This is a genomic window from Actinacidiphila acidipaludis (assembly GCF_019890725.1).
Taxonomy (GTDB): Bacteria; Actinomycetota; Actinomycetes; order Streptomycetales; family Streptomycetaceae; genus Actinacidiphila; species Actinacidiphila acidipaludis.
This window is the reverse complement of the sequence record NZ_JAINZZ010000031.1, coordinates 1-20,471: the sequence shown is the minus strand read 5'-3', so window position 1 is coordinate 20,471 and position 20,471 is coordinate 1. Positions and strand designations below refer to the sequence as shown.

Below are 20,471 nucleotides of genomic sequence, written 5' to 3'. Positions count from 1 at the left end.
GTGGCGTCGCACCGCAAGCCGCGTACCCGGATTCTCGCCAGCGCCGCCCCGCGCGCGGCGGTCGGAGTCACCGCAGCGGCACTGGCGTCCGTCACCCTGATGAGCGAGACCGCGAACGCGGCACCTGCCAAGCCCTCGATCACCGAGGTGAAGAAGCAGATCGACTCGCTCAACCAGCAGGCAGAGACGGCCACGCAGCAGTACGACCAGGCCAAGGAGAAGACCGAGGCGCAGCGCGCCAAGGCCAACCAGCTGCTGACCGAGGTCGCCCGGAAGACCCAGCAGATGAACGAGACCCGGCGGGTCCTGGGGCAGTTCGCCACCGCGCAGTACCGCGACGGCGGCCTCGACCAGACCACGCAGCTGCTGCTCTCCGACAACCCGGAGCAGTTCCTGCAGACGACGCACATGATGGACCGCCTCTCCACCACGCAGGAGCAGGCCCTGCAGACCTTCAAGGTCCAGCAGGAGCAGGCGAACATCCAGCGGGCGCAGGCCACCTCGAGCCTGAACCAGCTCACCAGCGCGCAGAACCAGCTCGGCACCGAGAAGAAGAACCTGCAGACGAAGCTGGCGGCCGCACAGAAGCTGCTGAACAGCCTCACCGCGGCCCAGCGGACCAAGCTCGCCGCGCTGACGCCCTCGACGTCGAAGGCCACCAGCAGCTACACCTACAGCGGCCCGGCCACCGGCCGCGCCGCGGCGGCCATCCAGTTCGCGCTCGCGCAGCGCGGCAAGCCGTACGTCTCCGGCGGCACCGGCCCGAACGCCTACGACTGCTCCGGGCTGACCCAGGCCGCGTACCGCGCGGCGGGCGTCACCATCGGCCGCACCACCTGGGACCAGGTCAAGGACGGCGTGGCGGTGTCCGAGTCGGACCTGCAGCCGGGCGACCTGGTCTTCTTCTACTCGGGCATCTCCCACGTCGGGATCTACCTCGGCAACGGCCAGGTCGTGCACGCCCCGCACACCGGCGCGACCGTGGAGATCGCCCCGATGAGCTGGATGCCGTTCGCGGCCGCGCGCCGCGTGGCCTGACGGCCCCTCGCGCACCGGTGGCCCGCGGGCCACGCGCGCACCACGGGCGCCGGACCGGGACGACCGGGCCGGCGCCCTGCTACGTCCAGAGCACCGCGATGAAGATGTTGACCACGGTCAGCGCGCCCACCGCGCCGAACGTCGCACGGTCGATGCGCTCCTCGTCGCGCTTGACGTAGAGCAGGCCGAGGATGACCACCAGCACCGCGAGCTTGACGCCGATCTTGACGTTGTCCACGGGATGGTGGTGGGCGTTCGTCAGGGCGACCAGCGTCACGCCGGTCACCAGCATCGTGGCGGCGCCGTAGAGCATGCCGGGGACGAAGCGCAGCTGCGCGCCGCCGTTGCCCATCACCTTCAGCTGGGTGAGGTAGCCGCCCAGCAGGGCGGCGATGCCCAGGATGTGCAGGCCGACAAACACATTGATCAGGGTGTCCATGGGCGGGACCCTAACCGCGCCCTTAGCACCACCAGGCGGGCGGGGTGGGGTTCCGGGCGCATCGGTCACGGCGGGCACCGAAGCGGGCAGGTCACCCGTCGAACGACGGTCGGTTCCGGTCGGGCCCGGCCGGAAGCAGACCAGTCCCGGTCCAACGCCCCCGCGAAGGCCCGCCGGAGGTTTAGCGTCGCTCGACAGGTGGCCGATCCCCCGCCGTCGACGCCCCGTCGTCGTCACCACGGCGGGCGGCCACCTCCGCCGAGGTCCGGCGGCGTCCTGTTCCCCCGTGCAGGCGCCGCCGGGCCCCACCCCCGGAAGGAGGGACGGCCGCCATGGCCTCCCACAGTCGCCCGCCCCGACCTCGCACGACCGCCTCCCGCGCCGCCTGCACCGTGGCCCTCGCCTCCGCCGCCTCGGTGTCCCTGTTCGGCGAGACCGGGAACGCGGAGCCCCGGCCGACACCGGCCGAGGTGAGGACGAAGGTCGAGGCGCTCTACCGGGAGGCGGAGCAGGCGGCCGAGCAGTACGACGACGCGAAGCAGCAGGTGGACACCGCGCAGCAGGCGGTGAACGGCCTCCAGGACGAGCTGGCCCGCAAGGCCGCCGCGGTCAACGCGACCCGGGACGCCCTGGGCACGGTCGCGGCGGCGCAGTACCGGGCCGGCTCCCTCGACCCGACGCTGCAGCTCGCGCTGAGCTCGGCGCCGCAGCACTACCTGGAACAGGCCAGGATGCTCGACCAGTTGGGCGACCGGCAGGCCGCGGCACTGGCCCGGCTGACCGCCGAGCAGCGCGACATGGACCAGACGCGGGCCGAGGCCGCGGACCGGCTGTCCACCCTCCAGGACGCGCAGACCAGGCTCGCGCACCGCAAGCAGACCGTGCAGCACACCCTCGCGGAGGCGCAGGCGCTGCTCGCCCTGCTCAGCCCGGCCGACCGGGCGGCGGTCGCCGCCTCGGACGGTCCCGGCTCCGGCCCGGCCGCGGCCGACCGCTCCATCGTCCGGCCGCCGCTGTCCACGGTCGCCGGCGCGCCCTCGGCCCGGGCCGCCCAGGCCGTCGCGTTCGCCTACCGCGCGCTGGGCCTCCCGTATGTCTGGGGCGCCACCGGGCCCAGCGCCTACGACTGTTCGGGCCTGACGCAGGCGGCGTGGAAGTCCGCGGGCGTGTCCCTGCCGCGTACCACCTACACCCAGATCAACGCCGGGACGCGGGTGCCGGAGTCCCAACTGCGCCCCGGCGACCTGGTGTTCTTCTACTCCGGCGTCTCGCACGTGGGCCTGTACATCGGCGACGGCCAGATGATCCACGCGCCGCACCCCGGCGCCCCGGTGCGCATCGCCGCCATCTCGGAGATGCCCTTCGCCGGGGCGACGCGGCCCGGATGACCGCTGCCGCTGCTCCTGCCGGTCCCTCCCCACGGGCTGCGGCCGCGGCTCATCGCTTCCGGCTCCCGGGTCCCGGCATCCGGCTCAGAAGATCGCGCTGTACGTGTTCCAGCCCGCCGTGCCGATCTCGACGCGGGGCCCGAAGGTGGCGGTGCCGGTGCGGCCCGAGCCGCTGTAGCGGTAGAGCCGCCCGCCCGGGGTCGCGCCCACGAGGTCCGCGCGGCCGTCGCCGTCGAGGTCGCCGGGGGCGGCGAGCCGGGAGTAGATGTTCCAGCCGGCGCCGATGTCCTGGCGGGACCTGAACGGCGCGGAGCCGACGCCGGTCCCGAGGTACAGGTAGAGGTGGCCGTTGCCGGCGCGGGCCACGATGTCGGGGATGCCGTCGCCGTTGATGTCGCCCGCGCCGGTCAGCGCGTTGTAGCCGCCCCAGCCGGCACCGACCCTGGCCCGGCCGTAGAACGTGCCGTTGCCCTTGCCGGTCAGCAGCCACAGGACCCCGCCGGTGTCGCGCGCGAGGAGGTCGGCGTTGCCGTCGCCGTTGAGGTCGCCGGGGCCGAAGACGGAGTCGTACCCGCCCCACCCGCTGCTGCGCACCGTCTCGAAGCCCGGAGTGTCGTTGTAGAGCGTGCCGTTGTAGATCTCCAGCAGCGGCTCCTCGTCCTGCTGGGACAGCGACACCGAGGTGAGCAGGCGGCTGCCCCTCCACGCTCCGGCGTCGCCGACGGCCAGCCGGGCGCTGAGGGCGCCGTCGAGATTGCCGTAGTAGTAATAGAGGTTGCCGCCGGAGGTCTGGCCGAACAGGTCGTTCCTGCCCCACATCGGGACGCTGCCCTGGCCGACGACCAGTTGGCTGTTCCAGTCGGTGCTGATCCTGGACCGGGCGGTGAGCGTCGCGGTGCCGGTGCCCGTCCCGGTGCCCTCGTACCAGTAGAGGTCGCCGTTCAGCGCGCGGCCGAAGATGCCGCCGACCGCGCCCTTCTCGTCGCCGGCGCCGACGAGCTGGTTGTAGACGTTCCAGCCGGTGCCGATCTTCACGCGCGCGGACAGCGGGTCGGCGGCGGTGCCGTCGAGGGTGTACATCCACAGGTCGCCGTCGAGGTCGCGGGCGACCAGCGTCTCGTGGCCGGTGGCGGTGATGTCGCCGGCGCCGATGAGCTGGTCGTAGACGCCGTAGCCGTTGCCGACCTTGACGCGGGCGGCGAAGGGCGCGGTGGCGCTGCCGGTGCCCTTGTAGAGGAACAGGTCGCCGGACGGGGTGCGGGCGAGCAGGTCGCCCCAGCCGTCGCCGTCGATGTCGCCGACCGCGACGACCTTGTTGTAGATCTGCCAGCCGATGCCGGTCCACACCGGCGTCCCGGTGGGGAACGCGGTGTGGTCCCACAGCGAGAGGCGGCCGGTGGTGGTCAGCGACAGCACCTCGGGGCCGGCGATGCCCGCCGTCAGGTTCCCGGGCGTGAGGATGTCGCGGTACATGACCGGACTCTGGCCGAGCGGGGTCCACTTGTCGGCGACGCTGCCGAGCTGGTGGACGGTGCCGTCGATCTCCTGCGTGATGAAGTCCTCGAGGCCGTCGCCGTCCACGTCGTAGCGCGGGGTGACCAGGGCGTCGGCCGCGGCCGCTGCGGACAGCACCGTCTTGTGGTGCGGCAGGACGACGGTGGGATGCCGGCCGGCCAGGGCGGAGGTGCGGGAGGCGCCGGCGAGGTCCGAGGTGCGGGAGGGACCGGCCGGGCCCGACGCGCCGGCGCGCGCCGAAGTGGCCTTCCACGCACTGCCGCTGGGCCCGGCGCCGTCCGCCCGGGCGACGCCCGCGGGGCCGAGCGCGAGCGCGCCCGCGGCCACCGCGCCGGTCGTGCAGGCCGCGATCAGACGGCCACGACGGCGCGCCACTGCGTGCGCGCGAGATCGAAAGAGCACAGTCCCCCCAGGAACGCGGTCGTTGCGCCGAGGCGCAGGCGGAGCCGGAGCCCGGGAGCGGCGGTCGCCCGACCCGGGCGGCACGATTCTATCGCCGCAACGTCACCTGGGAGCGGCCGTTGAAGGGGGCGTGACAGGTCACGGTGGGGGGTGTGCGGAGCTCGTCGCTGCCGGCGAACAGCTCACGCGCGGCCGCGAACGGCACGTCCCCGGCGGTGAGCGCGGCGGCCCGGTCGTACACCGCGAGCAGGTCCTCGCCGATGTCGGCGCCGAACCCGTCGGCGCCACCGTCGCCCGGACCTCCGGTCGCGCCGGATCCCCAGGTGTCCCACAGCAGCGTCTCGACCTTGTTCAGCGCGGCGAGATCGAGGCGGATGTCCGCGGCGACGAACCACCGCCCGGTGAAGTCCCCGCCGGCCGGGGGCAGTCCGAACGTCCGCGGGTCGGCCTCGCCCGAGCGCAGCAGCTGCCAGGCCCGGCCCGCCGTCAGGAAGCGGTCGCGCGGGATGTCGGCGGGATCGAAGTCCAGGGCGTAGTGGCCTGGGTCGTGGATCTGCGCGTCGGCGAGCAGCCAGCCGCGCCCCTCGTCCCAGTACTCGGTGACGACGTGGTCGAAGTGGAACCCGTCGGTGCCGAAGTAGTCGGCGAAGCCGGACCGCAGCCGGGCCGGGATCCCCAGGTGCCGCAGCAGGGAGACGTGCAGCAGCGTGAAGTCCCGGCAGATGCCGACGAAGCGGTCTCCGTAGGGGCGGCTGCCGGTCAGCGGTTCGGTGCTGCGGCCGGCGACCAGCCGCAGGATGTCGTCGACGTAGCGGGTCTCGGCGTCGTCGTGCATGCGCTGCTCGTCGACGGGGATCCCCCACTGCCCGGACTCCACCCGATGGATCATCAGGTTGCGTACGACGGTGGCGAGTTCACCGACGCCATGCGGCAGGTCCGCGTACAGGCCGACCATGTCACCCGGGTCGGAGAACAGGCTCTGCGCGCGGTAGAACGCGGCGGCCTCGGGTGCGAGGTGCGGTACGGCGGCGGTGGTCATCGACTTCCCCCAGTCATCGGGCCCCGGTCATCGGCCCCCGGTCATCGGCGCCGGCTCCGCGTCGTGCGGCGGGCGGGCGCGGACCACCGTGCCAAATGCCGCCGTCGCGTGTCCAGGGGATAACGATCGACGGCGCACGACCCCGCGCCGCCGACCGGCAGCATGCGCGGCGGCGGCACGCGCTGTGGGCACGCGCGCTCGCCGTACGGCCGGAGTCCGGCGGTCAGTGGGACGCCGGGGCCGACTGGGTCGTGCCCTCCCACGCCGCCTTGGCCCCGGACTCGCCTATCCGGTAGACGTCGACGACGGCGCCGGCCCCGATCGCGACCGCGGCGACGACGGCCACCGTCCGGACCCATCCGGCGCGCTGCCAGCCGCCGCCGGACCGCGCCGGCCCGGCGTCCGTCGTGCTCCCCGCGTCCACCCCGTCAGGCGCGACTGCCGGGGCGGTGCGGCGGCCGATCCACCACACGACCGTGGCCGCCAGGAACAGGCCAAGGGCCCACGGCAGCAGGGTGTCGCCCAGTTCGGTGTGGCGCCGCAGCAGCGGGCTGTGCCCGGACCGCCGCTCCAGCCACTCCCCCGCGTGGGTGGTCACCGGCACCATCGCCAGCGTGACCAGGGCGGTCACCGGCAGCAGCACGCCCATCCGCCGGGCCCACCGCTGCCGTACGGCACCCGCCACCACCGCCAGGGCGGTCAACGGGACCATCACCACGACGAAGTGGACGAACAGGATGTGGGCCGGCAGGCCGTCGACGACGGTCGGACTCATCAGGGATCTCCAGGGCAGCGGACGTGCGGACAACACGAGGTCAGCAGCCTGGCACGCCAACTTCTGCGTCCCCTCTGAACGCGGCTGCCCGCCTGTGGACACCGCCGCCCGTCCACCGTCCGCCCGGTGGCCGGAACCGCGCGGCGCCGGACCGCGCGCGGAGGCCGCGCCAACCGTTAGGGGAAAGCGACCCACGGGCGCGGGCGGCGGCGTAGTGTCGTCTGTCGCCCGGAGACGGGCGAGCCGAGATGACAGGAGATGCGAGGATGCAGGCCCTGACGGCGAGTTGGGGAGCGTGGCTGGAGGCGTACGAGCAGCACTGGAAAGCGCTGCCGGCCCGGGCGACGCACCGGCCGTGTCCCAGTTGCGGGGCGGACGGCCTCCGGCTGACCTTCACCGGGCATCCGGACCAGCGGGTGGGATACGCGGCCTTCTGGTGCGACGGATGCCTGGTCGGCATTCATCTCAGCCGCTGCGCGGTGCCCGAGGGGGTGCCGATGGAGTCCCTCGACACCCCGGTCGAGCAGCGCGCGGTCCGTGTGCCGAACTACACCCTGCTCTGGCCCGACGAGGACGACTGACGCCGGTGCGGTGACCGCGGGCCTTGTACGGCGGCCCGCACCGGACGTGCGGTGACACGGCGGAACACCGTGCCATGGCCCGCACGCTCCGGGGACGGCCCGCTCAGACCAGCCGGCGGGCCGTCGCCCAGCGGGTCAGCTCGTGCCGGTTGGACAGCTGCAGCTTGCGCAGCACCGCGGAGACGTGCGACTCGACCGTCTTGACGGAGATGAACAGCTGCTTGGCGATCTCCTTGTACGCGTACCCGCGCGCGATCAGCCGCAGCACCTCCCGCTCGCGCTGCGTCAGCCGGTCCAGGTCCTCGTCGACCGGCGGGGCGTCGGTGGAGGCGAAGGCGTCGAGCACGAAGCCGGCCAGGCGCGGGGAGAACACCGCGTCGCCGTCCCTGACCCGGAAGATCGAGCCGATCAGGTCGGGACCGGTGATGGTCTTGGTGACGTAGCCGCGGGCGCCGCCGCGGATCACCCCGATCACGTCCTCGGCCGCGTCGGACACCGACAGGGCGAGGAAGCGCACCGGCCGCTCCGGGTCGGCGGCCAGCGCGGCGCAGCGCCGCAGCACCTCGACCCCGCCGCCGCCGGGCAGGTGCACGTCCAGGAGCACCACCTCCGGCCGGGTGGCGGTGACGACGCTGACCGCCTGGTCGACGTCGGCGGCCTCGCCGACGACCTCGACGCCGGTCTCCTCGGTGGCGCCGATCTCCGCCTGCACCCCGGTGCGGAACATGCGGTGGTCGTCGACGAGCACCACCCGAACCCGCCGCTGCTCGTCCGTGCTCATGCCGCCGCCACCCTCTCCATCTCCAGCTCCACTTCGGTTCCGCCGCCGGGGGCGGACCGCAGCCGGGCCAGCCCGCCGTTGCGCTCCATCCGGCCGATGATCGATTGTCGTACGCCCATGCGGTCCTCGGGGACCTGGTCGAGGTCGAATCCGGGACCGTGGTCACGGACCGAGACGAAGACCCGGCCCTCCTCGACCTCGGCGTAGACCTGCACCGCCTCGCCGGCCGAACCGCCACCGTACTTCGCCGCGTTGACCATCGCCTCACGCGCCGCCTGCATCTGCGACACGAGCCGCTCGTCGAGCGGGCAGTCGCCGACGCACACGACCTCCACCGGAACGCCGTGCGCGTCCTCGACCTCGGCCGCGGCGGCCCGCACCGCGTCGGCGAGGGTGGTCGGCTCGTCGTCCCGTCCGGTGCCCTCCGGCCGGTAGAGCCAGGCGCGCAGTTCGCGTTCCTGGGCGCGGGCCAGCCGGGCCACCTCGCGGGGGTCGTCGGCGTTGCGCTGGATCAGGGTCAGGGTGTGCAGCACCGAGTCGTGGACGTGCGCGGCGACCTCGGCCCGCTCCTGAGCCCGGATACGCATCAGGCGCTCCGCGGACAGGTCCTGCGTCATCCGCACCAGGTAGGGGCCGGCGATCAGCGCGACGCCGACGAGCACGGCGAGCGCGGCCTGCAGGATGCCGCCGAGGTGGCTGCCGGAGCCGCGGACCACGATGAAGCCGGTCACACCGGCGACGACCAGCGCGATCCCGGCCGCGGCCCGGGCCACCGGCCAGAACCGCTTGCCCTGGCTCATCTCCAGCCAGCGGGCCTTGCGGGCGTTGTCGGCCTGCCGCCACACCAGGGCCACGCCGAGCGCGATCACCAGCAGCGGCCACACCGCGCGGTTCGCGGCCCCCAGGTTGAGGTTGTCGACCAGGATGCCGGTGCCGACGGCGAGCGCGATCAGCGCGATGACCTGGCCCTTGTCGGGTCGCTTGCCCGCGAGCCAGGACCGGGCGTCGCGCGGCTCCTTGGCCTCGGCGACGCCGCCGACGCCCAGCGGCACGAAGAACCAGAAGATGGCGTAGACGAGGATCCCGATGCCGTTGAAGGCCGCGAGGACGATGAAGAACACCCGCACCCACAGCACGGGCAGACCCAGGTGCCCGGCCAGCCCGCGCGCCACGCCGCCGACCATGCGGCCCTCGGAACTGCGGTAGAGCTTGCGCACACCGCTGTCGCCCGGCTCGGGCGGGGCGAGGAAGGTCGCTCCGGTGACACCGGAGGGCGGGCTGCTGGCTGGCATACCCCCGATCGTCACACAACCGCCCGGCCCGCGGCATCAGGGTTGACCCCACGATCCCGTCCCGGAACCCGGTGCGGCCCCCAGGGGACGGATCAGGGTCGTACCAGGGTCGGGGCCGGGTCCCGGCAGAGCGGCGGAACCGCCACCATGGTCGTATGACGGACCAGCCTCCCGGGCGGCACACCCCCGAGCCCGAGCACGAACCCGAGCACGGCCCCCGGCCAGGGGACGCGCCCGGGCACGGCCGTGCGGACACGCGCACCGGAGCGTCGGCGGACGCGCCCGGCGGCGGGCCCCGGCCGGGGCGCACGGGCGCGACCCGGGTCTCGGCCGAGGACGTCGCGGACGCTGATGACGACGGCGGCGGCAACGACAACGGCGGCGGCGACCGCGGTGACCCCGGCGACGACGGCGACGCGTCCCGGCCGCGCCTGCGCCGCGGTCGCGACCGCGACAAGGTGATCGCGGGCGTCTGCCACGGCGCCGGCCGGTTCTTCGGCGTCGACCCGGTGATCTTCCGCGTCGTCCTGGTCGTGCTCTCGCTCACCGGCGGCATCGGCCTGATCGTCTACGGCATGGGCTGGCTGGTGATCCCGCAGGACGGCGAGGACGAGAGCGAGGCGCACCGGCTGCTGTCCGGCCGGATCGAGGGCGCGCCGCTGACCGCGGTGCTGATGACCCTGGTCGGCTGCGGCCTGTACGCGTCGATGATCGGCAACGGCGGCAACCAGGCGTTCTCGCTGCTGCTGCTGACGGGGACGGCGGCCGCGGTGTACTGGTCGCAGCAGCGGCGCCGGATGGCGGCCGCGGGCGAGGTGCCCGTGCCGGGCACCGGTCCCGGCGGGGGGAGCCGGGTGGCCACCGCGGTCCCGGACGCGCCGCCCGCGGTGCAGGCTCCGCCGGAGCCGGGCGCCGCCCCCTCGTGGTGGCGGGAGCCGCTGACCAAGGAGCCGGGCTATCTGTGGGGCCCCGACGACGGCCCGTACGGCGCGGAGGACCGGGCCGTGTGGCGGGAGCGCAAGCGGCAGGTCCGGCGGGAGCACTCCTCGTGGCTGTTCGGGCTGCTGGTGTTCCTGCTCACGGTGACCGCGCTCGCCGTCGGCACCGGAGTGGCGTGGCCGTACCAGCCGACCGCGGTGAGCGTGGAGATCGGCCTGGCGTCGGCACTCGGCGTGCTGGGCGTGGCGTTCGTCGTCGCGTCCTTCGCCGGACGGGCCCGCGGGGGCACCACGTTCTTCGCGGTGCTGACGATCGCCGCGCTGATCGGCACGGCCACGCTGCCGAAGTCCGGTCAGGGAGTGGGCCGCAGCACCTGGCGGCCGCTGACCGCGGCCGCCGTCCAGTCGTCGTACGAGCGCGGGGCGGGCACCGCGACGCTGGACCTGACGCGGGTGGCGCTGGACGGGCGGACGGTCACCACGCGGGTGGAGATCGGCGCCGGCCAGGCCGAGGTGCTGCTGCCGCGGAACGCCGTGGTGACGATCGACTACGACCTGGGCGTCGGCGAACTCGTGCTGCCCGGCACGGTGAACGACGGGGTGCAGGTCCACGGCGGCCGGCACGGCACCCGGACGTTCGCCGTGCCCAGGGGCACGGTCTCGTCCGGGACGATCCGGCTGGACGTCCACGTGGGCGTCGGCCAGGTGAAGGTGGTGCGGTGATGCGGCGGCATCGTTTCGAGCCGGCGGCGCTGGTGATGGGCCTGGTGCTGATCGGGCTGACGGTGGCGTTCGTCCTGGACGCCTGCCGGGTGTGGGACCTGTCCCGGCTGACGGTGACGATCCCGCTGGCCGGCGGCGGCCTGCTGCTGGTGGCCGCCACCGCGATCCTCACGCAGGGTGTTCGCTTCGTACGCGCTCGTCGTGAGCGGCGTCGGCAGCGTGCTGGCGCGGCACCCGGTTCTGCCCGTCCCGGCGCCTGGTGATCAGCGCGTCCAGCGACAGGTAGGGCGTCCCGGCGAGGACCAGCGGCAGCCAGGCCATCAGATAGGCCAGGTCGTTGCCGTAGTAGTACGGGGTCGTCGACCAGCTGACGGTCAGCCACAGGCTCAGCGAGATCAACGCGCCGCCGGCCGCCGCGACCCGGCCGAGCAGGCCGGCCAGCATGCCGAGGCCGACGGCGATCTCGCCGAGGGCGATCGCGTAGCCGAATCCGTGCGGCGCCTTGAGCGCCAGGTCGATCATCGCGGGGACGGCCGCGGTGTCGTGGGTCCCGTGCAGGGTCTGCACGAGGGAGCCGTTGGCCGCGTCGGTGAAGAAGGTGTTGCTGGTGAGCTTGTCGAGTCCGGCGTAGACGAACGTCACACCCAGGAAGATCCGCAACGGCAGCAGCGCGTAGCGCCGCGCGGTCCCGCGCCACGTGTCCAGCATCAGTTCCACCTCTCTCGCTGCCCGCGCCCGAGGAGGAACGGTTCTCCCCGGCACGCGGCGGACGACTGCGTCAGAGGCCTATACGTACACCCGCGCGCTGTCACTCAATCGGGGCGCCACACGGCACCGGCAAGAAGGCGGCGCCCCGATCGGAGCGCCGCCTTCCCGCTCACTCCCACTCGATGGTGCCCGGGGGCTTGCTGGTGACGTCCAGCACGACCCGGTTGACGTCCTTGACCTCGTTGGTGATCCGGGTGGAGATCCGGGCGAGGACGTCGTAGGGCAGCCGCGACCAGTCGGCGGTCATGGCGTCCTCGGACGAGACCGGGCGGAGCACGACCGGGTGACCGTAGGTGCGGCCGTCGCCCTGCACGCCGACGCTGCGGACGTCGGCCAGCAGCACCACCGGGCACTGCCAGATCTCGCGGTCGAGACCGGCCGCGGTCAGCTCCTCGCGCGCGATGGCGTCGGCCTCGCGCAGCAGGTCCAGGCGCTCCCGGGTGACCTCGCCGACGATCCGGATGCCGAGGCCGGGGCCGGGGAACGGCTGCCGGTGGACGATCTCCTCGGGCAGCCCGAGCTCCTGGCCGACCATCCGCACCTCGTCCTTGAACAGCTTGCGCAGCGGTTCGACGAGCTGGAACTGGAGGTCCTCGGGGAGGCCGCCGACGTTGTGGTGGGACTTGATGTTGGCGGTGCCCGTGCCGCCGCCGGACTCCACCACGTCCGGGTAGAGGGTGCCCTGGACCAGGAACTCCACCGGTTCGCCGGTCACCCCGGCCTCGGCGACGATCTCGGCCTGCGCCTGCTCGAAGACCCGGATGAACTCGCGGCCGATGATCTTCCGCTTCTCCTCGGGGTCGGACACCCCGGCGAGCGCGTCCAGGAACCGCTCGGAGGCGTCCACGACCTTGAGCTGGACGCCGGTCGCGGCCACGAAGTCCTTCTCGACCTGCTCGGTCTCGCCCTTGCGCATCAGACCGTGGTCGACGTACACGCAGGTGAGCTGGTCGCCGATGGCCCGCTGCACGAGCGCGGCGGCGACCGCGGAGTCCACGCCGCCGGACAGCCCGCAGATCGCCCGCCGGGTGCCGACCTGCTCGCGGATGAGCGCGATCTGCTCCTCCACGACGTTGGTCGTGGTCCACGAGGGGGCGATGCCCGCGCCCCGGTAGAGGAAGTGCTCCAGGATCTGCTGGCCGTGCGTGGAGTGCAGCACCTCGGGGTGGTACTGGACGCCGTACAGCCGCTGGGCGTCGTTCTCGAAGGCGGCGACCGGGACGACGTCGGTGGACGCGGTGACGGTGAAGCCCTCGGGGGCCGCCGAGCAGGCGTCGCCGTGCGACATCCACACCGACTGCTCGGCGGGGGTGCCCTCGAACAGCGTCGACCCGGGCTTGCTGACGCTCAGCGGGGTGCGGCCGTACTCGCGGGCGCCGGTGTTGTCGACGGTGCCGCCGAGCGTGGTGGCCATCAGCTGGAAGCCGTAGCACATGCCGAAGACCGGGACGCCGGCCTCGAAGATCGCGCGGTCCAGGGTCGGCGCGCTCTCGGCGTACACCGAGGAGGGACCGCCGGACAGGATGATCGCGGCCGGGTTCTTCGCCAGCATCTCCGCGACCGGCATGGTCGAGGGCACGATCTCGCTGTAGACCCGGGCCTCACGCACCCGGCGGGCGATGAGCTGGGCGTACTGCGCTCCGAAGTCGACCACGAGGACGACGTCCGGGTTCGTGACGGGGTTGTGGTCGGGGGCGGCTGGGGTCGCTGATGCCACGGGCGGCCTTCCGGCGGTTTCTGCAGGGTCGCGGCCAATCGGCCTGCCCCCGAGTCTACCGTCGGCCGGATGGCGGACGTCCCGGCCGGAGATCCTCCTGTGGACGGACGCCGGCCCGGCGTCCGGGACCGGGGCGTCCCCCCGGCCCGGTTTCGGGTTTGCGCCCCCGCGGGGGGCGTGGTCCATACTGGCGCCATGAACCCGCGCACCTTCGCGTTTACCTATGGCACCGGCTGGTCCGGCTGCCACGGTCGCGCTGCGTGAGTTAGCCAGCGACTTCCCAGGCGCCCCGGGCCACACGGCCCGGGGCGCCTGTCGCTTCCGCGGGGCCGTGACCCGGGGCCGGTCACCCCGAGGAGCAGACCATGACCGAGAGCACCACCACCAGGACCGCGACGGACACCGGCGCCCACTCCCCCGCGGGCACCGGCCCGGAGACGGCCGAGGCGCTGATCGCCGAGCGGCGGGAGCGCATCGACGAACTGGACACGCGGATCATCGCCCTGGTGCGGGAGCGGATGGACGTGTCCGGCCAGATCCAGGCCGCCCGGATCGGCTCCGGCGGCCGCCGGGTCCACCTGGCCCGCGAACTGGACGTCCTCCGCACGTACGGCACGGCACTGGGCAAGCCGGGGACGGCGGTGGCGATGAAGCTCTTGGAACTCTGCCGCGGAGGGCTGACGCACGAGCCGGCGCAGCGGCCGGCCGAGGAACGAGGCCGTCCGCGAAGCCGGTGAGCAGGAAGACCGACCGAGTACCCCAGAGGGCTGACGCACGAACCGGCGCAGCGGCCGGCCGAGGAACGAGGCCGTCCGCGAAGCCGGTGAGCAGGAAGACCGACCCGAGTACCCGCACGGTGTGACAGGGCCGTGGGCCCGTGCCGCCGCGCGGGGGGAGGCAGGCGCGGCGGCGGTCGGCGCGCCCGTTCGGGCGGCATCACCCGAACGGCACGTGACCGGCGCTCCCCGGTTTCGTTGGAGGTGATGTCCGTGCCAGCCAGGGGCGGTACCCCAACACCACGCGTGGAAATGGACACCGCTCAGACGCAGCTGGGCGGGGTGTGACCGATGCGATGATGCGGCCGCAGTGACGCGGCCGCTGTGGGACCTCGCCTCGGTGCGAGTGATCGGACGGCAGGGGACAGCAGCCCGGTCACGACTCAAAGAGGCGGTCGGTTCCCAGGGACGCCTGGGACCGGCCGCTCTGCGAAGGACACACTACCGCGTTCAGGACGTTCCGGACTCGCTCGGTTCGTCCGCCGTCCCGGACCCGGCCGGTACGTCCGCAGTCCTGGGCGGTACGGCGGGCACCGCGAGCAACGGCAGCCGGAGCGCGCCGAAGGCCTCCTCGGGCACGGCGGGAGCGACCGGCGCGACCGGGGTCACCCGCCGGTAGGACTCCCCCTGCGCCGGACGCGGGTCCGCCTCCCCCTTGTTGGGCCACAGCGACATCGCCCGTTCGGCCTGCGCGGTGATCGTCAGCGACGGGTTGACCCCGAGGTTGGCGGAGACCGCGGCGCCGTCCACCACATGGATGCCGGGATGGCCGTGGAGCCGGTGGTACGGGTCGATGACACCGTGCTCGGCGTCCTCCCCGATCGGGCAGCCGCCCAGGAAGTGCGCGGTGAGCGGCCGTTCGGTGGCCTCGCCGATGTTGCTGCCGGCGAAGCCGCCGATCTCCGCCGCGATCAGGCGCGCGGCCTCGGCGCCCTCGGGGATGTGCGTCGGGTTGGGCGCGCCGTGGCCCTGCCGCGCGGTGAGCAGCCCCTTGCCCAGTCCCTTCGTCTTCCGGTACGTGGTCAGCGAGTTGTCGCTGGTCTGCATCACCAGGCCGATGATGGTCCGCTCCGACCAGCGGTAGGTGATCAGCGAACGGCAGGCCAGCACCGGGTGGCGCAGGTTGTTGCCGAGGAACTCCAGCCAGCGCGGCACCCGGCCGCGGTGGGGCGCGGCCAGGGTGGACAGCGAGCCCATCGAGTTGGAGCCGCGGCCGTAGCGGACCGGCTCGATGTGGGTGTGGTCGTTGGGGTGCACCGACGAGGTGATCGCCACGCCCTGGGTGAAGTCCAGCGGGGCACCCGGATGGAGCTTGCGGTACCGGCCGGGCGAGGTCTGGGCGCCCACCAGGGCCTCGGAGTTGGTGCGGGTCAGCTCGCCGAGCCGGGACGAGATCCCGGGCAGCCGGCCGGCGTCGCGCATGGAGTGCAGCAGCGTCTGGGTGCCGTAGGTGCCCGCCGCGACGACCACCTGCCGGGCCCGCAGCACCTGCCGCGGTCCCTTCTTGCGCCGGTCGGTGGGTACCGAGGTGACCCGGTAGCCGCCCTCGGCGTCCTCGGCGAGGTCCACCACCGTCGTCATCGGGTGGATGACGGCGCCGGCCCGCTCGGCGAGGTGCAGATAGTTCTCGTTGAGGGTGTTCTTCGCGCCGTGCCGGCAGCCGGTCATGCACTCGCCGCACTCGGTGCAGGCCCGCCGCGACGGCCCGGCCCCGCCGAAGTACGGGTCCGGGGTCTCGTCGCCCGGCGGGACCTCGGCGTCGCCGCGGGCGTCCTTTCCGTCGCCGAAGAAGACCCCGACGGGCGCCATGTGGAAGGTGTCGCCGACGCCCATCTGCTCGGCGGCCGCCCGCAGGTGGACGTCGGACGGGGTCAGCGTGGGGTTCAGCCGCACCCCGAGCATGCGCTGGGCCTGGTCGTAGTAGGGCGCCAGCTCCTCCTGCCAGTCGGTGATGTGGCCCCACTGGCGGTCCTGGAAGAACGCGGGCGGCGGCACGTACAGGGTGTTGGCGTAGTTCAGCGAACCGCCGCCGACCCCGGCGCCGGCCAGCACCAGGACGTTGCCCAGCACATGGATGCGCTGGATCCCGTAGAGGCCGAGGGCCGGGGCCCACAGGTAGTTGCGCAGGTCCCAGGAGTTCTTGGGCAGTTCGTCGCGGGCGAAGCGGCGGCCGGCCTCCAGCACGCCGACCCGGTAGCCCTTCTCGGTCAGCCGCAGCGCCGAGACGGAGCCGCCGAAGCCCGATCCGATGACGACCACGTCGTAGTCGTAACCGTCGTCCTGAGCCACAAGGTCCTCCGGGAAAAGCGGGGTTGACGGGGGTCGGGAGCCGGGGTCCGGGAGCCGGATTCCGGGGCCGGGGTCGGGGCCGCGGCGGTCAGCGCATCCGCAGCGTCTTCATCAGCCGCAGCGAACGGCTGAGGAACGCGGCGTACTTCTCGTCGTCCATGCCGAGCGCCGGCGCCATCGGCAGCAGCCGCTGGGTGGCGATGGTCTGCGCCTCGGTGAACTTCAGGATGCCCTCGGAGCCGTGCCGGCGGCCGAGCCCGGAGTCCTTCATCCCGCCCATCGGCGCGCGCACACTGCCGTAGGCGGACGCGTACGCCTCGTTGACGTTGACGGTGCCCGAGCGCAGCCGTGCGGCGATCCGGGCGGCGCGGCGCGTGTCGCGGCTCCACACACTGGAGTTGAGCCCGTAGTCGGTGGCGTTGGCACGCTCGACGGCCTCGTCCTCGTCGCGGAACCGGTAGACCGAGACGACCGGCCCGAAGGTCTCCTCGGTGCAGACCGCCATCGGCGGCTCGACGCCGTCGAGGATCGTCGGCTCGTAGACGTACGGTCCCAGGTCCGGCCGCGGACGGCCGCCGGCCAGCACTTTCGCGCCCTTCTCCCGGGCCTCGTCCACATGCCGTGTGACGGTGGCCAGTTGGCGCTCGCCGACCAGCGACCCCATGCCCGCGCCGTAGGCGAGCGCGGTGCCCAGCCGGATGGCCCGGGTGCGGGCGACGAACTTCTCGGTGAAGGCGTCGGCCACCGACTCGTCCACGAAGAGCCGTTCCACGGAGATGCACAGTTGCCCGGCGGAGGCGAAGCAGGCCCGCACCGCGCCGTCGGCGGCCTTGTCCAGGTCCGCGTCGCGCAGCACCAGCAGCGCGTTCTTGCCGCCGAGTTCGAGCGAGGCGCCGACCAGACGGGCCGCGGCGCGCTGGGCGACCTCGCGGCCGGTGCGGGTGGAGCCGGTGAACGACACGTAGTCGGCGTGCTCGACGACCGCCGGACCGACCACCGGCCCCTCACCGATCACGATCTGCCAGACGTCCGCCGGCAGTCCGGCCTCGATCATCTGCTCGCGCGCCCACAGGGCGGTCAGGGCGGTCTCGGTGTCCGGCTTCATCACCACCGCGTTGCCGGCGGCGAAGGCGGGCAGCGCGTCGCCGACGGACAGCTCCAGCGGGTAGTTCCAGGGCGCGATCTGCCCCACCACGCCGCGCGGCTGCCGCAGCTCGACGGTCTTGGTCAGCGTCGGGATCGCGCCGGTGTGCCGCTTGGGCCGCAGGTACGCGGGCGCCTTGAGGCCGTAGTGCCGGGCGGCCATCGCGACCACCTGCACCTCCTCGTGGGCGTGCAGCCGCGCCTTGCCGGTCTCGAGCTGGATGAGGTCGAGGACCTCGGACTGCCGGGCGAGCACCAGGTCGTGGAAGCGCAGCAGGACCGCTGCGCGCCGGCGCACCGGAGTCGCCGCCCACGCCTGCTGGGCGGTGCGGGCCCGCTCGAACGCCTCGGCCACCTCCTCCGGCGTGGCCTCGGGCAGCTCGGCGAGCCGCTCGCCGGTCAGCGGGGTGTGGTTCGCGGTCCGGCCCGATCCGGTGACGCCGCGGGTGAGGCGGGCGACCAGGTCGGGCGTGACGACGTCCTGCGGGCCCCGGGCCGTGGTCGGCGCGGCCGGGTTGCCGTCGGTGGGGGCGCTGCTGGCGCTGCCGCTCGGGCTGCTGCCGGGCTCCGGCGTTTCCGTCATGCCGGTGAGGTTACGACTCCCCGGCACACTGTGGATACCCATCAGTAGCCACTTTTTCCTTGATTCGCGCAACTACGCCAGCGATCGGTGGCGACATGGGGTCGCCGCAGGTCGGGGCGGGGTAACCGGCGGTACGCGGAGCCGCAGGTCAGGACCGGGGTCGGGGCGCCGGTCCCGGGGCCGGGGGGCGCCCCGTACGCCTCCGGGGTCCCCTACGACTGGCGGGCGCCCGCCAGCCGTGGGGGCGGGTCAGCCGTGCGCGGCGGGGGTGAAGGTGTCGCGGACGGTGTCGAACATCGTGCGGGCCGCCTCGGTCTTCGTCACCGGCGCCGACAGCCAGATGTCGTACATCCGGCCGTTCTCCGTCCAGCACAGGTCCAGCGTGCGGCGGGCGCCCGAGCCGTCGCCGAAGCCGTCGTAGGTGAACTCCCACAGCGCGGCTTCCTGGCCGTGCATCGTCGTGGGCGTGATCACTCCGTCGCGATAGCCCGGGTACACGCTGCCCGGCTCGGCGGCCGCGACGTTCTGGTCGTTCATCACCGCGTAGGCGCCGCGCGGGTCGGGTCGCTGCGTGCGCTCGCCGAAGCGGAAGGTGTGGCCGGCCAGCCAGTAGTAGACGCGGGGTGCGGCGAGCTGCCGTTCGTAGGGCCGCGGCAGGGCGACGGAGAACCCGCGCGCGTCCCTGACCAGGTGGAAGCCGCTGGGCAGCGCCGGGGAGGCCGAGGCGGCGGGGGTGGTGCGCGGCGTCGCGGTGCCGGCCGGGGTGGTGGGCGTGGTCGCGGCCGTGCCGGCGGTGGACGGCGGCGCGGCCGCGGCGTGACCCGAACCGCCGTCCCGGCCGACCACCAGCGCCGCCGTCGCCCCGGCGATCACCGCGATCAGCGCCGCCGCGGCCAGGACGGCGGCGGTCCGGCCGCGGGACCTGCGCGGGCTCGCGGGTGTGGCCGGCGCCGGCTCGGCCGGGGACAGCGCGGGCGTCGGCGCCTCCCTGGTGGGCGGCTCGGTGCCCGTCTCGGCGTACGCCATCAGCACGGTCCGCACCTCGGCGGCGGCCATCCGCCGCGCCGGGTCCCGGTCCAGCAGCCCCCTGACCACCGGCAGCAGCGGCCCGACGGTGCTGGGCGGCGTGATGTCGTCGATCGCCACGGCGTGCACGACCTCGGCGATGGACTCCCGGTGGAACGGTGACCGGCCGTCCACGGCCGCGCACAGCAGCGCGCCCAGCGACCACAGGTCCGACTCGGGGCCCGCCCCGCGCCCCGACATCCGCTCCGGCGCGGTGTACTCCGGCGAGCCGACGAAGGAGCCGGTGTCGCTGATGGTGGCGCTGCCCGGGATCCGGGCGATGCCGAAGTCGGTGAGCACGACGCGGCCGGTGGCCCGCTCGATCAGCACGTTCGCGGGCTTGACGTCGCGGTGCTGGATTCCGTGCTGGTGCGCGGCGAGCAGCGCGCCCGCGACGGCGCCGCAGATGCGGGCCGCCTCGCGGGGGTCCAGCGGGCCGTCCTCGCGCAGGACGTCGGCCAGCGAACGGCCGTCGACCAGCTCCATGACGATCCACGGGCGGCCGTCCTGCTCCACGACGTCGTGCACGACCACGACGTGCGGGTGGCGGATGCGGGCGACGCTGCGGGCCTCGCGCAGGGCGCGGTCACGCTGCCGGTCCGACTCGACGTCGGCCAGACCCGGGTCGGCGAGGTGCAGCTCCTTGACCGCGACCTGACGGCGCAGCAGTTCGTCGGTGGCACGCCATACCGTGCCCATGCCGCCGCGGCCCAGCCGCCCGGTGATGCGGTAGCGCCCGGCGACGGTGTCGCGGGGCTCCTGTGACGCCGTGGCCCGTCCCCCGTCACTTGCCATGCGGCCATCATGCACCACGCCCTGCGGGCCGGCTCGCGCGACCACAATCCCCTCACTCCACGGGAGTTGCCCCCTCCCCGGCCCGGGCCGAATCCCCCCGGCGGCGTGCCTGGGCCTTGTCCCGACAGCCCGTCCCCGTTCCACGGTCCGCCGTGGGCTGTAGCGCAGTTCCCCCCTTACCGTGCGCGAGCCGCGAGACGGAGGACCGCGTCCGCCACAACAGGGGCGCGGGGTTCCCCAGGGTGGTTGCCCCTCGCCAGGGGGGGCTCGTGCGCACTGGGTGCGCAGGTGCGGGGGCGGCTCAGCTGGACGTGTAGGTTTCGACGGCCTTGTCGAAGGCGCGCTGGACGGCGGCGCGTTGGGAGTCGGGGCCGCTGATCAGGACGATGTGGTACCGCCCGCCGATCTGGACGGCGAGATTGCG

At 73.7% G+C, this 20,471-nt stretch carries 18 protein-coding genes; 6 read left to right on the top strand and 12 right to left on the bottom strand.

All coding sequences use genetic code 11. From position 1 onward, the window contains the following. On the top strand, positions 1-1,038 hold the full coding sequence (locus K7862_RS22640) for a C40 family peptidase (RefSeq protein WP_222965419.1): 1,038 nt from the start codon (positions 1-3) through the stop codon (positions 1,036-1,038). Positions 1,039-1,117: 79 nt separating this feature from the next. On the opposite strand, the gene K7862_RS22635 is transcribed toward K7862_RS22640, so the two are convergent. After that, positions 1,118-1,477 (bottom strand): hypothetical protein, encoded by a 360-nt coding sequence (locus K7862_RS22635; RefSeq protein ID WP_222965417.1) that lies wholly within the window; start codon positions 1,475-1,477, stop codon positions 1,118-1,120. A gap of 332 nt (positions 1,478-1,809) precedes the next feature. Between K7862_RS22635 and K7862_RS22630 the strand changes: the two genes are divergently transcribed. Further along, complete coding sequence (locus K7862_RS22630; protein WP_222965415.1) at positions 1,810-2,865, top strand: C40 family peptidase; 1,056 nt, start codon at positions 1,810-1,812, stop codon at positions 2,863-2,865. Positions 2,866-2,949: 84 nt separating this feature from the next. Here K7862_RS22630 and K7862_RS22625 read toward each other — a convergent pair whose 3' ends face one another. The 3 genes from K7862_RS22625 to K7862_RS22615 all read right to left on the bottom strand — a co-directional run bounded on the left by K7862_RS22625 (position 2,950) and on the right by K7862_RS22615 (position 6,596). After that, on the bottom strand, positions 2,950-4,755 hold the full coding sequence (locus K7862_RS22625) for an FG-GAP repeat domain-containing protein (protein WP_222965413.1): 1,806 nt from the start codon (positions 4,753-4,755) through the stop codon (positions 2,950-2,952). 115 nt (positions 4,756-4,870) lie between these two features. Continuing rightward, positions 4,871-5,821: a transglutaminase-like domain-containing protein gene (locus K7862_RS22620; RefSeq protein WP_222965411.1), complete on the bottom strand. Its 951-nt coding sequence runs from the start codon at positions 5,819-5,821 to the stop codon at positions 4,871-4,873. Between the two features lie 223 nt (positions 5,822-6,044). Next, positions 6,045-6,596, bottom strand: a complete 552-nt coding sequence (locus K7862_RS22615; RefSeq protein ID WP_222965409.1) for a DUF2231 domain-containing protein — start codon at positions 6,594-6,596, stop codon at positions 6,045-6,047. 266 nt (positions 6,597-6,862) lie between these two features. Here K7862_RS22615 and K7862_RS22610 point away from each other — a divergent pair, with 266 nt between their 5' ends. Beyond that, a complete protein-coding gene (locus K7862_RS22610; RefSeq protein WP_222965407.1) occupies positions 6,863-7,177 on the top strand; it encodes a hypothetical protein in 315 nt (104 codons plus the stop codon). A 103-nt stretch (positions 7,178-7,280) separates the two neighbouring features. Here K7862_RS22610 and K7862_RS22605 read toward each other — a convergent pair whose 3' ends face one another. Continuing rightward, positions 7,281-7,958, bottom strand: coding sequence for a LuxR C-terminal-related transcriptional regulator (locus K7862_RS22605; RefSeq protein ID WP_222965405.1), 678 nt, complete (start codon positions 7,956-7,958; stop codon positions 7,281-7,283). Then, positions 7,955-9,250 carry an ATP-binding protein gene (locus K7862_RS22600; protein WP_222965403.1) on the bottom strand — a complete coding sequence of 432 codons (1,296 nt, stop codon included), beginning with the start codon at positions 9,248-9,250 and terminating at the stop codon, positions 7,955-7,957. Before K7862_RS22600 ends, K7862_RS22605 begins: the two co-directional genes overlap by 4 nt. A gap of 155 nt (positions 9,251-9,405) precedes the next feature. On the opposite strand from K7862_RS22600, the gene K7862_RS22595 reads away from it, so the two are divergent. Beyond that, positions 9,406-10,911 (top strand): PspC domain-containing protein, encoded by a 1,506-nt coding sequence (locus K7862_RS22595; protein ID WP_222965401.1) that lies wholly within the window; start codon positions 9,406-9,408, stop codon positions 10,909-10,911. Further along, entirely contained in the window at positions 10,911-11,174 is a 264-nt protein-coding gene (locus K7862_RS22590) for a hypothetical protein (RefSeq protein WP_222965399.1), read from the top strand. The genes K7862_RS22595 and K7862_RS22590 overlap by 1 nt, the downstream gene beginning before the upstream one ends. Here the strand turns inward: K7862_RS22590 and K7862_RS22585 are convergent. Together K7862_RS22585 and guaA are read right to left on the bottom strand one after the other, a co-directional pair. Further along, positions 11,080-11,619 carry a DoxX family protein gene (locus tag K7862_RS22585; RefSeq protein WP_222965397.1) on the bottom strand — a complete coding sequence of 180 codons (540 nt, stop codon included), beginning with the start codon at positions 11,617-11,619 and terminating at the stop codon, positions 11,080-11,082. The two genes, K7862_RS22590 and K7862_RS22585, sit on opposite strands and share 95 nt — an antisense overlap. Before the next feature lie 169 nt (positions 11,620-11,788). Continuing rightward, positions 11,789-13,396 (bottom strand): glutamine-hydrolyzing GMP synthase, encoded by a 1,608-nt coding sequence (guaA, locus tag K7862_RS22580; protein ID WP_222965395.1) that lies wholly within the window; start codon positions 13,394-13,396, stop codon positions 11,789-11,791. A gap of 365 nt (positions 13,397-13,761) precedes the next feature. Between guaA and K7862_RS22575 the strand changes: the two genes are divergently transcribed. Then, a complete protein-coding gene (locus tag K7862_RS22575) occupies positions 13,762-14,133 on the top strand; it encodes a chorismate mutase (RefSeq protein WP_222965393.1) in 372 nt (123 codons plus the stop codon). A gap of 489 nt (positions 14,134-14,622) precedes the next feature. On the opposite strand, the gene K7862_RS22570 is transcribed toward K7862_RS22575, so the two are convergent. The 4 genes from K7862_RS22570 to K7862_RS38620 all read right to left on the bottom strand — a co-directional run. Further along, positions 14,623-16,461, bottom strand: coding sequence for a GMC family oxidoreductase N-terminal domain-containing protein (locus K7862_RS22570; protein WP_222965391.1), 1,839 nt, complete (start codon positions 16,459-16,461; stop codon positions 14,623-14,625). An 88-nt stretch (positions 16,462-16,549) separates the two neighbouring features. Then, positions 16,550-18,187: a succinic semialdehyde dehydrogenase gene (locus K7862_RS22565; RefSeq protein WP_222965389.1), complete on the bottom strand. Its 1,638-nt coding sequence runs from the start codon at positions 18,185-18,187 to the stop codon at positions 16,550-16,552. A 249-nt stretch (positions 18,188-18,436) separates the two neighbouring features. After that, on the bottom strand, positions 18,437-20,047 hold the full coding sequence (locus K7862_RS22560) for a serine/threonine-protein kinase (protein ID WP_222965387.1): 1,611 nt from the start codon (positions 20,045-20,047) through the stop codon (positions 18,437-18,439). Positions 20,048-20,348: 301 nt separating this feature from the next. Beyond that, a partial coding sequence (locus tag K7862_RS38620; RefSeq protein WP_504740058.1) for a serine/threonine kinase C-terminal domain-containing protein occupies positions 20,349-20,471 on the bottom strand: 123 nt, incomplete at its 5' end.

Coding starts and splice junctions, on each gene's coding strand:
- K7862_RS22575 (WP_222965393.1), top strand. CDS start 13,762: ATGACCGAGAGCACCACCACCAGGACCGCGACGGACACCGGCGCCCAC.
- K7862_RS22635 (WP_222965417.1), bottom strand. CDS start 1,477: ATGGACACCCTGATCAATGTGTTTGTCGGCCTGCACATCCTGGGCATC.
- K7862_RS22585 (WP_222965397.1), bottom strand. CDS start 11,619: ATGCTGGACACGTGGCGCGGGACCGCGCGGCGCTACGCGCTGCTGCCG.
- K7862_RS22560 (WP_222965387.1), bottom strand. CDS start 20,047: ATGGCAAGTGACGGGGGACGGGCCACGGCGTCACAGGAGCCCCGCGAC.
- K7862_RS22590 (WP_222965399.1), top strand. CDS start 10,911: ATGCGGCGGCATCGTTTCGAGCCGGCGGCGCTGGTGATGGGCCTGGTG.
- K7862_RS22565 (WP_222965389.1), bottom strand. CDS start 18,187: ATGACGGAAACGCCGGAGCCCGGCAGCAGCCCGAGCGGCAGCGCCAGC.
- K7862_RS22600 (WP_222965403.1), bottom strand. CDS start 9,250: ATGCCAGCCAGCAGCCCGCCCTCCGGTGTCACCGGAGCGACCTTCCTC.
- K7862_RS22595 (WP_222965401.1), top strand. CDS start 9,406: ATGACGGACCAGCCTCCCGGGCGGCACACCCCCGAGCCCGAGCACGAA.
- K7862_RS22605 (WP_222965405.1), bottom strand. CDS start 7,958: ATGAGCACGGACGAGCAGCGGCGGGTTCGGGTGGTGCTCGTCGACGAC.
- K7862_RS22610 (WP_222965407.1), top strand. CDS start 6,863: ATGCAGGCCCTGACGGCGAGTTGGGGAGCGTGGCTGGAGGCGTACGAG.
- K7862_RS22630 (WP_222965415.1), top strand. CDS start 1,810: ATGGCCTCCCACAGTCGCCCGCCCCGACCTCGCACGACCGCCTCCCGC.
- K7862_RS22615 (WP_222965409.1), bottom strand. CDS start 6,596: ATGAGTCCGACCGTCGTCGACGGCCTGCCGGCCCACATCCTGTTCGTC.
- K7862_RS22620 (WP_222965411.1), bottom strand. CDS start 5,821: ATGACCACCGCCGCCGTACCGCACCTCGCACCCGAGGCCGCCGCGTTC.